The sequence below is a fragment of the Coprococcus sp. LG101-27 genome, assembly GCF_027695515.1.
GTDB lineage: Bacteria > Bacillota > Clostridia > Lachnospirales > Lachnospiraceae > Allocoprococcus > Allocoprococcus comes.
Map to the genome: position 1 here is coordinate 210221 of NZ_JAQEUJ010000001.1, position 15151 is coordinate 225371.

Genomic DNA, 15151 nt, shown 5'->3' on the forward strand with positions numbered 1-15151 from the left:
AGGGGAATGTACAATGCAGTTAAATGGTGCAGAGATACTGATAGAGTGTTTAAAAGAGCAGGGCGTGGATACCGTATTCGGATATCCGGGTGGCGCAATTTTAAATGTATATGATGAATTATATAAGCATAGTAATGAAATCAGACATATCCTTACATCGCATGAGCAGGGAGCTTCTCATGCGGCGGACGGATATGCGCGTGCCACTGGTAAAGTTGGGGTGTGTTTTGCGACCAGTGGACCTGGAGCAACAAATCTCGTAACAGGAATCGCGACCGCATTTATGGATTCTATTCCGATTGTTGCGATCACCTGTAATGTAGGGGTACCGCTTCTTGGAAAAGACAGTTTCCAGGAAATTGACATTACCGGTATTACGATGCCGATCACAAAGTATAATTTTATTGTGAAGAATGTCAATGATCTTGCAAGGACGATCCGCAAGGCGTTTGAGATCGCACAGTCCGGAAGACCGGGACCGGTGCTGATCGATATCCCGAAAGATGTGACAGGCAATAAAGCAGAGTATGAGCCTGTCAAAATCCAGCCAATCGTAAAATACAAAAAAGAAATCTGTATGGAAGATATTGACAAGGCAGTAGAGATGATCGAAGAAGCAAAGCGTCCGTTCGTATTCGTCGGAGGTGGAGCTATATTATCTGATGCAAGTGAAGAACTCCGTGCATTCGTAGACAAGGTACAGTGTCCGGTATGTGATTCCCTGATGGGAAAAGGTACATTTCCGGGAACTGATGAACTTTATACAGGAATGCTTGGTATGCATGGTACCAAGACATCGAACTTTGGAGTCAGTGAATGTGATCTTCTGATCGTAGTCGGTGCAAGATTCTCCGACCGTGTCACAGGTAATCCAAATAAATTTGCAAGTAATGCAAAGATTCTCCAGTTTGATATTGATGTGGCAGAGATGAACAAGAATGTCATCATCGATGAAGGTGTGGTTGGAGATATCAAGGAAGTGCTTGCGGCAGTTAATGAAAAACTGCCACAGCAGGAACACACCGAATGGATTAAAAAGATCCAGGAATATAAAGCGAAATACCCGCTTACCTATCATCCGGAAAGTCTGACTGGTCCGTATGTGATCGAAGAGATTTACAAACAGACAGAAGGTGATGCGATCATCGTCACAGAGGTTGGACAGCATCAGATGTGGGCAGCGCAGTATTATAAATTCACAAAACCGAGAACACTGCTTACGTCAGGTGGCCTTGGAACCATGGGATACGGTCTTGGAGCCGCAATCGGAGCCAAGATGGGAAGACCGGAGAAGACGGTAGTCAATATCGCAGGAGACGGATGTTTCCGTATGAATATGAATGAAGTTGCAACAGCGGCGCGTTATAACATTCCGATCATCCAGGTTGTAGTGAACAACCATGTGCTTGGTATGGTAAGACAGTGGCAGAATCTGTTTTACGGGCAGCGCTATTCAGCAACTGTTCTGAATGATGCAGTAGATTTTGTGAAACTCGCAGAAGCGATGGGGGCGAAAGCGGTAAGAGCTACGACCAGAGAAGAATTCGCAGATGCATTTAAGTTTGCTTTAAATGCAGGCGGTCCGGTGGTGATTGACTGCCAGATTGACAGCGATGACAAGGTATGGCCGATGGTTGCTCCGGGTGCTCCGATCAGTGAAGTTTTTGACGAGAAGGATCTGCAGGAAAAACAGCAGACAAACTAGAAAAACATATGCAGCGACAGATACGTAGAGCAGGAATGGAGGAGTAATATGAAACGAGTTTACAATTTTTCAGCAGGACCGGCAGTACTGCCGGAAGAAGTTTTACGAGAAGCAGCAAATGAGATGCTGGATTACAAAGGATGTGGAATGTCCGTTATGGAGATGAGTCATCGCTCGAAAGCTTTTGCTGAAATCATTGAAACCGCTGAACAGGATCTTCGTGATTTGATGGGAATCCCGGATAATTACAAAGTACTGTTCCTTCAGGGTGGCGCAAGCCAGCAGTTTGCAATGATTCCAATGAATCTGATGAAGAACAAAGTAGCGGATTATATTGTTACCGGGCAGTGGGCCAAAAAGGCAGCTGCTGAAGCATCCAAATATGGGAAGGTGAATAAGATCGCATCGTCCGAGGATAAAACCTTTTCGTACATTCCTGACTGTTCGGATCTGCCGGTTGATGAAGATGCAGATTATGTATATATTTGCGAAAATAATACAATTTACGGAACCAAATTCAAGGAACTTCCGAACACGAAAGGCAAGACACTGGTAGCGGATGTATCATCCTGTTTCCTGTCCGAGCCTGTAGATGTGACAAAATATGGTCTCATCTATGGTGGAGTCCAGAAGAATGTCGGACCAGCGGGTGTTGTTATCGCGATCATCCGCGAAGATCTGATTACGGAGGATGTACTTCCGGGAACACCGACCATGCTTACATACAAGACACATGCAGACGCAGGTTCTCTTTACAATACACCGCCGGCATATGGAATTTATATCTGCGGTAAGGTATTTAAATGGCTGAAAAAGATGGGCGGACTGGAAGTTATGAAAGAACGCAACGAAAAGAAAGCCAAACTGCTCTATGACTACCTGGATCAGAGCAAACTGTTCAAAGGTACGGTAGAAAAGAAAGACCGTTCTCTTATGAATGTACCATTTGTGACAGGCAGTGACGAGCTGGATGCCAAATTTGTAAAAGAGGCAAAAGAAGCAGGTCTTGAGAACCTGAAAGGACACCGTACTGTTGGTGGTATGCGTGCAAGTATTTATAACGCAATGCCATACGAAGGCGTGGAAGCCCTGGTTGCATTTATGAAGAAGTTTGAGGAGGAGAATCTGTAATATGTATAAATATTTTTGCTTAAATCCGATTTCTCCTGTTGGACTAGAGAAATTCAGTGATGACTATGTACCTGCCGGTGAGATGGCAGGAGCAGATGCGGTACTTGTAAGAAGTGCCGGAATGCATGAACTGGAATTTGATAAAGATTTAAAAGCGATTGCCCGTGCCGGAGCCGGTGTAAATAATATTCCACTGGACAAATGTGCGGAGCAGGGAATCGTTGTATTTAATACACCAGGGGCAAATGCCAATGGTGTAAAAGAGCTGGTGATCGCCGGTATGCTGCTTGCATCCAGAGATATCCTTGGCGGTATCAACTGGGTACAGGAGAACGAAGAGGATGGCAATATTGCCAAAGATGCAGAAAAAGCGAAAAAAGCATTTGCAGGCTGTGAGATCCAGGGAAAGAAGCTTGGTGTGATCGGTCTTGGTGCAATCGGTGTCCTGGTTGCGAATGCGGCTACGCATCTTGGGATGGAAGTGTATGGTTATGATCCATATGTTTCTGTAGATTCTGCATGGAGACTTTCAAGAAGTATCCATCACACTAAGAATGTAGATGAGATCTACAAGGAGTGTGATTATATCACAATCCATGTACCGGCACTGGAAGATACAAAGGGTATGATCAATAAGAATGCCATCAGTCTGATGAAAGAGGGCGTTGTGATCCTGAACTTTGCAAGAGATGTACTGGTAAACAGCGAAGACATTGTGGATGCACTTGTTGGAGGAAAAATCGGACGCTATGTAACTGACTTCCCGACACCGGAGATCGCAGGAGTAAAGCATGCGATTGTCATTCCGCATCTGGGAGCGTCAACTGCTGAATCAGAAGATAATTGTGCAAAGATGGCAGTAGAAGAGCTGAAAGATTTCCTGGAAAATGGAAATATCCGTAATTCTGTCAATTTCCCGGCATGCGATATGGGGGTAAGGGATAAAACAAGAATTACGATTCTGCACAGAAATATTCCGAACATGATCGGTCAGTTTACTGCGCTTCTGGCAAAGGATAATGTCAATATCGATGATATGACGAATAAGAGCCGTGGCAGCTATGCATATACGATGATCGATGTGGATAATGATGTGACAGAAGACGTGGTAAAAGGTCTGGAAATGATCGAGAGCGTTCTGAAAGTCAGAGTAATTGCATAAAAAGTGACAGAGGGTGCGTTTGAAAAAGCGCATCCTCTTTTGATGCAAGGGAAGGAATCCAGGTAAACGGTCATTTTTTCAAACTGATCAGTTTTTATGATAATGAATGGGGATATACCAGTCAGATCTTCCGCCTGATTTCGCATATGTACCAGGTGGATCATGGTGTAAAATAAAACAGATTGTAAATGAAAAAGTAAAACGTATATCAGCAGTAACAGTCAGAAGCCATAAAAGAAAGAGTATCACGTGAACAAAAAGAAACATGATACTCTTTTTGTTACATAGGATAATTCATTTCCTATGTAACAAAAAGCCTCCGGCAAGATGCGCACTGAACAATGCAATGTATATGACGTAAGCGACCGCCCAAGGCGCTAGAATATGCGAAGCATATTCTATGTCCTCTGGTACTCAAATTTTTCAAAATGCTTTTTCAAAGGCAGGAAAATATCGTCTTTTTTATAACGATACTTGCGTATTTTGAAAAATATGGTATGATAGAGGACAAAAGTAGCACTTTACAGTGTGAAAATGTAACGCAGGAGGAAAAGATAATGGCATACGAGATTACAGGACATACAGTCCTTACCGGATTACTGGGGAGTCCGGTAGCACACAGCATTTCCCCAATGATGCATAACGAGGCATTTCGCCAGCTGGAGCTGGATTACGCATATTTGGCATTTGATGTTGGAACAGATAACTTAAAGACAGCGGTAGATGGCCTGAAAGTCATGGGAGTCAGAGGATTCAACCTGACTATGCCTGACAAGAATCTGATGTGTTCACTGGTTGACAAACTTTCACCGGCATCTGAGATCGGTGGGGCGGTCAACACTGTTGTGAATGATAACGGTGTCCTGACAGGCTATACGACAGACGGAATTGGATTCATGCGTGCAGTCAGTGAGACAGGCGTTGATATCATTGGCAAGAAGATGACACTTCTTGGAGCGGGTGGAGCAGCAGCAGCGATTCTGATCCAGGCAGCACTTGACAAAGTAGCAGAGATTTCGGTATTCAACATCCGTGATGAATTCTTCACACGTGCGGAGAAAACAATCGAGAAACTTCATGAGAAGACAGACTGCAAGATTAACCTCTATGACTTCTCTGACCCGGAAGTCCTCAAAAAGGAGATCGCAGAAAGTGCAATTCTGGTAAACGGAACTTCTATCGGTATGGCACCGAAGACAGACAGATGTATCATCACAGATGACAGTGTGTTCAGAAAAGATCTGTTTGTATTTGATGTAATCTACAATCCGGAAGAGACGTTATTCCTGAAGAAAGCAAAAGCAGCAGGATGCCAGACACTGAACGGTCTGAATATGCTGTTATATCAGGGTGCTGCATCATTTGAACTCTGGACAGGAAAAGAAATGCCGGTTGATATTATCAAAGAAAAATATTTCTCGCGTTAATTTGCTGAAAATGATTGACAAAGCCTATTGATTCGTGTAACATGAGCTATAGATTTTAAAAATTACATATTCTACTATCAAAATACAATGAAAAGAAGTAGTAAATATAATAAGACGTCACAGAGAGTCCTTTATCGGTGGAAGAAGGATACCGAAGATTATATTGAATTCCTCTTGGAGTAGGATACTGAATGCATTCTTTTGAAGAATTGTTAATAGGTATTTCCGGTAGCAGCCGTTATCTGCAAGGGTATAACCGTTATGAACGACGTACCTGACGAGGCAGTTGTCGTGAGACAATTGTAAAATGAGGTGGAACCACGAAGTATATAATACTCTCGTCCTCTGTTTTTACAGAAGACGGGGGTTTTTTGTTTCATAGGAAATTCCGAAGGAACTTCTAAAAGACATATTCGATGATTAGTAGAGAGAAGAGAAAGGAAAAAAGATTATGATTATCGTATTAAAACCAAGAACAAGTGATGAAAACGTAAAACGAGTTGAGAATATGGTCCGTGCAAAAGGATTGGAAGTACATACTGTAAAAGGTGAGGATCTTACAATTATCGGTTGTATCGGCGATACGGTCCGTGTAGATCCAAAGCTTTTCGAAGTAGACTCTTCTGTTGAGAAGGTTATGCATGTACAGGAACCTTATAAACTTGTAAACCGTGCATTCCATCCGGATGATACCATCGTAGATGTATCTGGTGTCAAAGTTGGTGGCGGACATCTGGCACTGATCGCCGGACCTTGTTCTGTAGAGTCAGAAGAGCAGGTGATCGAGATCGCAAAGGCTGTTAAGGCATCTGGTGCAAATATGCTCCGTGGCGGTGCATTCAAGCCGAGAACAAGCCCATATTCATTCCAGGGACTTGGCCTTGAAGGTCTGGAAATCTTATGTGCAGCAAGAGAAGAGACAGGGCTTCCGATCGTAACAGAACTGATGTCACCGGAATATCTGGAAATCTTCGATGAAAAGGTAGACCTGATCCAGATCGGTGCACGTAACATGCAGAACTATGACCTGTTAAAACAGCTCGGACAGACGAAGAGACCGATCCTTTTAAAGAGAGGACTTAATGCAACTTACGAAGAATGGATGATGTCAGCAGAATACATTATGGCATCCGGAAATCCAAATGTTATCCTCTGCGAAAGAGGAATCCGTACCTTCGAGACTTATACCAGAAATACACTGGATCTTCAGTCTATTCCGGTAGTGAGAAAGCTCAGCCATCTTCCGGTAGTTGTAGATCCGAGCCATGCAGGAGGAAAATGGTGGTTGGTTGATCCGATGGCAAAGGCATCAATTGCAGCAGGAGCGGACGGACTGATTATCGAAGTACATAACAGTCCGGAAACGGCACTTTGTGACGGAGCACAGTCGCTGAAACCGGAAAAATATGATACACTGTTAAAAGAGATTACCGGAATCGCAAAAGCAGTCGGTAAAGAAATGTAAAAAACAGCAGCCTGGGAGGAACAAAACGATGAAAATGACGGTAGATTTAAAGGAACACAGCTATCCGATTTATATTGAAAGAGGAATTTTGAAAGAAGCAGCAGAAAGAATAGCAGAAGTATATCGGGGATCAAAGATCATGATCATTTCCGATGACAGAGTTTATTCTTATTACGGAGAAGCGCTTAAGAAAAATCTTTCTGAAAAATATGAGTGTACGGAAACCGTGATTCCACATGGAGAACCGTCAAAAGCATTCGAAACCCTTCCGGGTGTATACAGCTCTCTTCTGGAAGCAAAGATTTCCAGAACAGACTTGATCGTTGCACTTGGCGGTGGAGTGGTAGGAGACCTTGCCGGATTTGTGGCAGCGACCTTTCTTAGAGGAATCAAGTTCGTACAGATTCCAACTTCCATTCTTGCACAGGTAGATTCTTCTGTTGGTGGAAAAGTTGCAGTCGATCTTCCGCAGGGGAAGAACCTGGTAGGTGCCTTTTACCAGCCGAAGATGGTACTGATCGATCCGGATGTACTGGAAACCCTGCCAGAGCGTTACGTGATGGACGGCATGGGGGAAGTTATCAAATACGGATGCATCAAGGATCGCAAGCTCTTTGAGCTTCTGGAGAAATGCGGATCCTATGAGAATCTGAAAGAGCATTTAACCGATGTGATCGCAACTTGTGTCGATATCAAACGCCGTGTTGTAGAAGAAGACGAGTTTGATACCGGAGAGAGGATTCTCCTGAACTTCGGACATACCCTTGCCCATACCATTGAGCAGCACTTCCACTATGAAAGAGAAAGCCACGGTGAAGCCGTAGCCATCGGAATGTACCAGATCACAAAGATTGCTGAAGAGAAAGGACTCACCAAAAAAGGCGAAGCCGAGCACATCCGAAAAGTCCTGGAAGCTTATAAACTTCCGGTAAAAGCCGATGTCCCACTCCCACAGCTTACCGAAGCAATCAAGCTGGATAAAAAAACACTGAATAATAAATTAAAAGTCGTCCTTCTCCATGAAATCGGAGATTCCTATACATACCCGACCGGACAGGAATTCTTTGATGGGGACAGGATGGTATAAGTAAATACGATAAATAAAAATGCCGTAAGACCATGAAAGATATTGGTTTTACGGCATTTGAGTTAATTTCTGCGCATATGCAATAATTCTTTTTGTTATGTCATCATTTTTATTGATTTCTACCAGAAGATCGTATATAACCAATGGTTATTATATAACAAAAATAGAAAAGCGATAAGAGAAGAAAAGCAGGAAGCTGTCCTGTTTTATGGTTCTTTTGCGGCGTTTGTTCGCTAATATATCCTTACTTTCCCGCCAACAAAATTTATCTCATATTTCTCTTCGCAAGCAAATCATGAATCTTATCCGTCGGATTCATAACCGCACTAATAGATGTAGAATGATTCATCGAATCAATGATCAGTGCAAGGAACTTACTCATATCTGCTTCAATGAAATACGGTTTATCATGAAGCTGTGGAGGCAGATAGGTCAGATTGGTTGTGATCAGTCTGTCCAGATATCCCTTTTCATAATATTCATCGAACTTGTCAAGGCCTTCTGTAAAAAGACCAAAAGTAGTACATACAAATACACGCTCAGCTCCGCGGTCTTTTAACTGCCTGGTAACATCCAGCATACTTTCACCGGAAGAAATCATATCATCAATGATGATAACGGTCTTTCCATGTACATCGTCACCTAAGAATTCATGTGCAACGATCGGATTTTTACCATTTACGATGGTAGAATAATCACGGCGTTTGTAGAACATACCCATATCAACCCCGAGTACGTTGGAGAAGTATACGGCTCTCTGCATTGCACCTTCATCCGGGCTGATGATCATCAGATGGTCTTTGTCTGCTTTCAGATCCGGTTCTGCTTTAAACAGAGCTTTGATGAACTGATACAGAGGGTTGAAGCTGTCGAAACCGTTGAGTGGGATCGCATTCTGTACACGCGGATCATGTGCGTCAAATGTCAGAATGTTAGATACACCCATTGCGGTTAATTCTTCCAGAGCCATTGCACAGTCCAGAGATTCACGTTTGGTTCTCTTGTGCTGGCGGCTTTCGTAAAGGAATGGCATAATTACATTTACACGGTGTGCCTTTCCTGTAGAAGCGGAGATGATACGCTTCAGATCCTGATAGTGATCATCCGGTGACATGTGATTGATATGTCCGTTTACTGTGTATGTCAGGCTGTAGTTGCAGACATCCACCATAATAAAGAGATCTTTTCCGCGGATACTTTCGCCAAACATTCCCTTTGCTTCCCCCGAACCAAAACGTGGGCAACTGTTCTTTGCAAGATAAGAATCTGCTTCATAAGATGAATAGATTGCAGGATCCAGAAAGTCATGCAGAGAATTTTTGCGGAACGATACGATGTACTGATCCACTTTTTCTGCCAGATCCTTGCAACTTTCCAGAGCAGCAATTTTAAGTGGTGCTGTCGGAAGAGCTTTTTCCATAAGTTCGATATTTGTCATGAGTGCCTCCTTATAATAAGCGTTTTGCGCGCTGTTTATCTAATCTTACCTATCTTTTATACCATTATTTAAAAGCAAAGACAAGAAAGAGGCGTTAAAAAATTGCATTTTTTGAAGAAATCTAGTATGATATAGAAGCAGAATTCCGAATAAATATCAGGAGGAAGAAAATATGAGTAAACCAGTTGTTGCCATTGTAGGGCGGCCGAACGTTGGAAAGTCGACGCTTTTTAATGCACTGGCAGGAGAAAAGATAGCAATCGTTAAAGATACGCCGGGTGTTACCCGCGACAGAATTTATGCAGAAGTGAATTGGCTCGATAAAGAATTTACGTTGATCGATACCGGTGGAATCGAACCGGACAGCCGTGATGTGATCCTTTCCCAGATGAGAGAACAGGCACAGATCGCCATTGACACTGCAGATGTGATCCTGTTTATGACAGATGTAAAGCAGGGACTTGTAGATTCCGATTCAAAAGTGGCAGATATGCTCCGCCGCTCCCACAAGCCAGTCATCCTTGTTGTCAATAAAGTGGACAATTTCAACAAGATGATGCCGGATGTATATGAATTTTATAATCTGGGAATCGGAGATCCGGTTCCGATCTCAGCATCGGAACGAATTGGGATCGGAGATATGCTGGATAAGGTTCTGGCATATTTTCCGGAAGGGGCAGGCCAGGAAGAGGAAGATGACCGTCCGAGAGTTGCAATCGTTGGGAAACCGAACGTCGGGAAGTCTTCGATCATCAACCGTCTGATCGGAAAAGACCGTGTGATCGTATCCGATATTGCCGGAACTACAAGAGATGCCATTGACACGGAAGTAATGCACAATGGAAAAGAGTATGTATTCATTGATACAGCAGGACTTCGCCGTAAGAATAAGATCAAAGAGGAACTGGAGCGCTACAGTATTATCCGTACAGTTACGGCAGTAGAAAGAGCGGATGTGGTCCTGGTTGTGATCGATGCGGCAGAAGGAGTAACCGAGCAGGATGCCAAGATCGCAGGAATCGCACATGAGCGTGGAAAAGGTGTCATCATCGTTGTAAATAAATGGGATGCCATTGAAAAGAACGATAAGACCACGAGGGAATATGAGCATCAGATCAGGATGGTGCTGTCTTTCCTGCCTTACGCAGAGATCATGTATGTGTCTGCACTGACAGGCCAGAGACTTCCGAAGCTCTTTGACATGATCGACACCGTTATTGAGAACCAGACACTCCGTGTGGCTACGGGTGTCCTTAACGAGATCATGACCGAAGCTGTTGCAATGCAGCAGCCGCCGTCAGATAAGGGAAAACGGCTGAAACTTTACTATATTACCCAGGTAGCGGTCAAACCGCCGACATTTGTCATCTTTGTAAATGATAAAGAACTGATGCATTTCTCTTATACGAGATATCTGGAGAATAAGATCCGTGAAGCGTTTGGCTTCCGTGGAACGTCTCTTAAATTCTTTATCAGGGAGAGAAAGGAGAAGGACAAATAAGATGGAACGTCTTGTATGTTTGCTGATCGGCTATATATTTGGTCTGTTTCAGACCGGCTATTTCTATGGAAAAACTCAGGGGGTAGATATCCGCAAGATGGGAAGCGGAAATGCAGGTTCTACCAATGCACTTCGCACCATGGGAATCAAAGCCGGAATGATCACCCTGCTAGGTGACTGCTTCAAATGCGTGATCGCAGTTCTGGTGGTCCGCGGAATTTACGGACAGTCTCACGCAGATATTTTACCGCTCCTTTCGCTGTATACAGGTTTTGGGGCAGTGCTCGGACATAATTTTCCATTCTATCTGAAGTTCAAGGGCGGAAAGGGAATTGCAGTTACGGCAGGTATGATCTTATCTACAGATATTCGGATTGCGGCAGTATGTCTGATTGTGTTTATTGTAATTGTTGCCGTGACACGTTATGTATCACTGGGATCGCTGGTGATTTCCGTACTGTTCCTTGTCGGACTTGTTATTGACGGACAGATGGGAATGTTTGGAATGGCGCAGAAGTATCTGTTTGAAATGTATGGAATCGGAGCACTTTTTGTTCTCTCTGCATTTATCCGCCACCGTGCGAATATCGGACGTTTGAGAAATGGTACAGAGAGTAAGATCAGTTTTTCAAAAAAGAAAAAATAAGAGGTAATAATTATGGCAGAAATCGGAGTTATCGGTTCAGGAAGCTGGGGAACGGCCCTGGCGCTGGTACTGAATAAAAACGGACATCATGTAACCATCTGGTCTTATTTAAAAGAAGAAGCAGATGAGATCAGGGAGAAGCGGGAAAATCCAAGTAAGCTTCCGGGCGTTCATATCCCGGAGGAGATCGAGATCACAACAGATCTGCAGGGAAGCGTGGAAGGAAAAGATGTGGTCGTTCTTGCAGTTCCGTCTATGGCAACCAGAGCTACGGCGAAGAAAATGTGCCCGTATGTAAAGGAAGAGCAGATTCTGGTCAATGTGGCAAAAGGAATTGAAGAGGGTACTTTAAAGACACTTTCCGAGCAGATTGAAGAAGAGATTCCGCAGGCAAATGTAGCTGTTCTTTCAGGTCCAAGTCACGCGGAAGAAGTAAGCCGCGAACTTCCGACAACGGTTGTAGTCGGAGCAGAGACAGAAGAAACCGCCATTTATCTGCAGAAAATTTTTATGAATGATGTGTTCCGCGTTTATACGAGTCCGGATATCAAAGGAATTGAGCTTGGTGGCTCCCTGAAAAATGTCATTGCACTTGCAGCCGGAGTTGCAGATGGACTCGGATATGGGGATAACACCAAAGCTGCTCTGATCACCAGAGGAATTGCAGAGATTACAAGACTTGGTGTAAAGATGGGCGGAAAGCTGGAATCCTTTACCGGACTTACCGGAATCGGTGATCTGATCGTCACCTGTGCAAGTAAGCACAGTCGTAACCGTAAGGCAGGTGTTCTGATCGGTGAGGGAATGACGATGGAAGAAGCGATGGCTGAAGTCAAGATGGTAGTTGAGGGTGTGTATTCAGCAAAAGCGGCAAGAGAGCTGGCTGAAAAATATGAGGTATCCATGCCAATCGTGGAAAAGGTCAATCAGGTACTTTTTGAAGGCAAACCCGCAAAGGATGCGGTAAGTGAACTGATGATGCGTGACGGGCGCAGCGAATACAGTAACCTTCCGTGAGATTAAAGTTTCAAAGAAATTTCATAAAGTCTTAATGGAAAATCCTTCCGTATAGGCGTATAATGGCGTGTATACAGGAGGATTTTTTGTATGAAATTCGGAAAAAAAGAAAAAGAAACACAAGAGGAAGAAGTCGTTCGCGGCGAGATCCAGCGTGTGGTTCCAGACTACCGGGTAGGTCTTAATCCCGAGCAGATCCGGATAAGGGAAGAGAATGGCTGGACCAATGATGAGGTTGCTCCACCGGGACTTACGACAAAAGAGATTGTTCATAATAATATATTTACCTATTTCAACCTGATCTTTCTGATTCTGGCGATCCTGCTGTGCCTGGTAGGTTCTTTTCGAAATCTGACATTCCTGCCGGTCATCATCTGCAATACACTGATCGGGATCATTCAGGAGATCCGTTCCAAGAAAGTACTGGATAGGCTGACCATGCTGAATGCACCGCACGCAGAAGTAATCCGTGGAGGGGTATCGCTGAATCTGGAGGCGGATCAGCTGGTTGTGGACGACATTGTTGTATTTCGTGCAGGGAACCAGATCTGTGCAGATGCGGTCGTTGAAGCTGGCGAGGTCCAGGTCAATGAATCTTTACTTACCGGTGAATCCGATGAGATCACGAAAAAGCGTGGAGACCATCTGATGTCAGGTAGTTTTGTGGTATCAGGAAGCTGTCATGCACGTCTGGACAAGGTTGGAGCAGATTCCTATATTTCACAGCTGACTCTGGAAGCAAAAGCCATGCAGCAGGGGGAACAGTCGGAGATGATCCATTCCCTGGACAAGCTGGTAAAAATGGTCGGAATCGCACTGATCCCGATAGGAATCATTTTGTTCGTGCAGAGTTATTTCTATAATCACGACAGCTTCCGGCAGAGTATTATCTCCATGGTTGCTGCAGTGATCGGTATGATCCCGGAAGGATTATATCTTCTTGCAAGCGTGGCACTTGCGGTGAGCGCAATGCGTCTTGCATCGAAGAAGGTATTGCTCCATGATATGAAGAGTATCGAGACTCTGGCGCGGGTGAATGTGCTTTGTGTTGATAAGACAGGTACGATCACGGAAGACAGTATGTGTGTCAGCGAAGTGGCGAAAGCCAAGGCCTATGACGAAGAAAAGATGCCGGATCTGAACCGGATGATCGGCGATTTTGTCAAAGGAATGGACGCGGATAACAGCACGATGTGTGCGATGAAAGAACATTTTACAGAGCATTCAGATAAAGTGCCGGAAAAAGTGATTCCTTTTTCTTCCACGGTCAAATATAGCGGAGTAATTTTCAAAGATCAGGCATATGTGCTTGGTGCACCGGAATTTGTCCTGCGTGAGGATTATACAAAGTATCAGGGAAGAATAGAACAGTATACGTCCAAGGGGTTCCGTGTACTGGTATTTGGAAGCTATGATGGAGAGCCGGATGGTAAGCCGTTGACTGGAACGGTAACGCCGCTTGGTTATGTCCTCCTTCTCAATAAAGTCAGGGAAGAAGCGCCTGCGACTTTCAAATATTTTGCGGACCAGGGTGTTGCGATAAAAGTTATTTCCGGTGATAATCCGATCACCGTATCGGAGACTGCGAAGCAGGCCGGAATTGAAGGCGCAGAGAATTATGTGGATGCAGGAACATTAAAGACTGAAGAAGATATTGCCCTTGCGGTGAGCAAATATACGGTCTTCGGAAGGGTAATCCCGGAACAGAAAAGACAGTTTGTGCAGGCACTGAAAAAGCAGGGAATGACGGTCGCTATGACCGGTGATGGTGTTAATGATGTACTTGCTCTGAAGGATGCAGACTGTTCGGTGGCGATGGCATCAGGAAGCGATGCTGCGGTCCAGGCGTCCCAGGTGGTACTTCTGGAATCCGATTTTTCAAGGATGCCGGAGGTTGTTCTGGAAGGAAGAAGAGTTGTCAATAACATTCAGCGTTCAGCAAGTCTGTTCCTGGTGAAGAATATTTTTTCCTTCCTGCTTGCAATTTTCTCGGCAGTCTTTATGATCACCTATCCGTTGGAGCCATCCCAGGTATCGCTGATCAGTATGTATACGATCGGTATTCCGGCATTCTTCCTGGCACTGCAGCCGAACCGGGATATCATTAAGGGACATTTCCTGACCAATGTGTTCTTAAAGGCACTTCCGGCAGGACTTACGGATGTACTTGCAGTTGGTGCGCTGGTTGTATTTGGACAGACGTTCGGAGTTGCATCCAAAGATATTTCTACAGCGGCGACGATGCTGCTTGCAATTGTCGGATTCATGATTCTTTACCGGATCTGTCAGCCGATGAATGTACTGCGTATGATCGTCTGGATCGGATGTGTGATCGGACTGTTAGGATGCAGTATCTTCCTGCCACAGTTATTTGCGATTACGGGAATGTCCAGAAAATGCATTATGCTTTTTGTAGTATTCTCTATTGCGACTGAGCCGGTACTTCGGTATCTGACGAAGCTGATCGAATGGCTGAGAAAGCAGTATATAAAATTTATCAAGAATCCAATCAAAGAATTTAAAGGAAAAGCTGCCGATTAAGGCAGCTTTTCTTGGAAAATGAGTATTTTTA

The 15151-nt window shown here is 44.2% G+C and carries 11 protein-coding genes and 1 other annotated feature; of the genes, 10 read left to right on the plus strand and 1 reads right to left on the minus strand.

Annotated features, from left to right (window positions below):
* Positions 1 to 13: 13 nt before the first annotated feature.
* The 6 genes from ilvB to aroB all read left to right on the plus strand — a co-directional run bounded on the left by ilvB (position 14) and on the right by aroB (position 7977).
* The gene (gene ilvB, locus PG766_RS01075; protein ID WP_270590270.1) at positions 14 to 1705 is read left to right on the plus strand and encodes a biosynthetic-type acetolactate synthase large subunit; all 1692 of its coding nucleotides are present in this window, start codon (positions 14 to 16) and stop codon (positions 1703 to 1705) included.
* A 48-nt stretch (positions 1706 to 1753) separates the two neighbouring features.
* Positions 1754 to 2836 (plus strand): 3-phosphoserine/phosphohydroxythreonine transaminase, encoded by a 1083-nt coding sequence (serC, locus tag PG766_RS01080; protein WP_117556164.1) that lies wholly within the window; start codon positions 1754 to 1756, stop codon positions 2834 to 2836.
* A 1-nt stretch (position 2837) separates the two neighbouring features.
* Entirely contained in the window at positions 2838 to 3998 is a 1161-nt protein-coding gene (locus tag PG766_RS01085) for a phosphoglycerate dehydrogenase (protein WP_270590271.1), read from the plus strand.
* 557 nt (positions 3999 to 4555) lie between these two features.
* Positions 4556 to 5425 carry a shikimate dehydrogenase gene (locus PG766_RS01090; protein ID WP_055155649.1) on the plus strand — a complete coding sequence of 290 codons (870 nt, stop codon included), beginning with the start codon at positions 4556 to 4558 and terminating at the stop codon, positions 5423 to 5425.
* A 78-nt stretch (positions 5426 to 5503) separates the two neighbouring features.
* Positions 5504 to 5774, plus strand: a binding site (T-box leader).
* Positions 5775 to 5876: 102 nt separating this feature from the next.
* Complete coding sequence (gene aroF, locus PG766_RS01095; RefSeq protein WP_117556157.1) at positions 5877 to 6890, plus strand: 3-deoxy-7-phosphoheptulonate synthase; 1014 nt, start codon at positions 5877 to 5879, stop codon at positions 6888 to 6890.
* A gap of 28 nt (positions 6891 to 6918) precedes the next feature.
* Positions 6919 to 7977 (plus strand): 3-dehydroquinate synthase, encoded by a 1059-nt coding sequence (aroB, locus tag PG766_RS01100; protein WP_118198392.1) that lies wholly within the window; start codon positions 6919 to 6921, stop codon positions 7975 to 7977.
* A 265-nt stretch (positions 7978 to 8242) separates the two neighbouring features.
* On the opposite strand, the gene PG766_RS01105 is transcribed toward aroB, so the two are convergent.
* Positions 8243 to 9415: a ribose-phosphate pyrophosphokinase gene (locus tag PG766_RS01105; protein ID WP_008374954.1), complete on the minus strand. Its 1173-nt coding sequence runs from the start codon at positions 9413 to 9415 to the stop codon at positions 8243 to 8245.
* A gap of 172 nt (positions 9416 to 9587) precedes the next feature.
* Between PG766_RS01105 and der the strand changes: the two genes are divergently transcribed.
* From der to PG766_RS01125, 4 genes are all read left to right on the plus strand, one after another.
* Complete coding sequence (der, locus tag PG766_RS01110; protein ID WP_118198390.1) at positions 9588 to 10916, plus strand: ribosome biogenesis GTPase Der; 1329 nt, start codon at positions 9588 to 9590, stop codon at positions 10914 to 10916.
* A gap of 1 nt (position 10917) precedes the next feature.
* Positions 10918 to 11562: a glycerol-3-phosphate 1-O-acyltransferase PlsY gene (plsY, locus tag PG766_RS01115; RefSeq protein ID WP_117823129.1), complete on the plus strand. Its 645-nt coding sequence runs from the start codon at positions 10918 to 10920 to the stop codon at positions 11560 to 11562.
* A 12-nt stretch (positions 11563 to 11574) separates the two neighbouring features.
* Entirely contained in the window at positions 11575 to 12579 is a 1005-nt protein-coding gene (locus PG766_RS01120) for an NAD(P)H-dependent glycerol-3-phosphate dehydrogenase (RefSeq protein WP_270590273.1), read from the plus strand.
* Positions 12580 to 12669: 90 nt separating this feature from the next.
* Entirely contained in the window at positions 12670 to 15120 is a 2451-nt protein-coding gene (locus PG766_RS01125) for a cation-translocating P-type ATPase (RefSeq protein ID WP_270590274.1), read from the plus strand.
* Positions 15121 to 15151 lie beyond the last annotated feature (31 nt).

Bases quoted from the DNA above. Each gene is read 5' to 3' on its own strand.
- ilvB (WP_270590270.1), top strand. From the start codon at position 14: ATGCAGTTAAATGGTGCAGAGATACTGATAGAGTGTTTAAAAGAGCAG.
- serC (WP_117556164.1), top strand. From the start codon at position 1,754: ATGAAACGAGTTTACAATTTTTCAGCAGGACCGGCAGTACTGCCGGAA.
- PG766_RS01085 (WP_270590271.1), top strand. From the start codon at position 2,838: ATGTATAAATATTTTTGCTTAAATCCGATTTCTCCTGTTGGACTAGAG.
- PG766_RS01090 (WP_055155649.1), top strand. From the start codon at position 4,556: ATGGCATACGAGATTACAGGACATACAGTCCTTACCGGATTACTGGGG.
- aroF (WP_117556157.1), top strand. From the start codon at position 5,877: ATGATTATCGTATTAAAACCAAGAACAAGTGATGAAAACGTAAAACGA.
- aroB (WP_118198392.1), top strand. From the start codon at position 6,919: ATGAAAATGACGGTAGATTTAAAGGAACACAGCTATCCGATTTATATT.
- PG766_RS01105 (WP_008374954.1), bottom strand. From the start codon at position 9,415: ATGACAAATATCGAACTTATGGAAAAAGCTCTTCCGACAGCACCACTT.
- der (WP_118198390.1), top strand. From the start codon at position 9,588: ATGAGTAAACCAGTTGTTGCCATTGTAGGGCGGCCGAACGTTGGAAAG.
- plsY (WP_117823129.1), top strand. From the start codon at position 10,918: ATGGAACGTCTTGTATGTTTGCTGATCGGCTATATATTTGGTCTGTTT.
- PG766_RS01120 (WP_270590273.1), top strand. From the start codon at position 11,575: ATGGCAGAAATCGGAGTTATCGGTTCAGGAAGCTGGGGAACGGCCCTG.
- PG766_RS01125 (WP_270590274.1), top strand. From the start codon at position 12,670: ATGAAATTCGGAAAAAAAGAAAAAGAAACACAAGAGGAAGAAGTCGTT.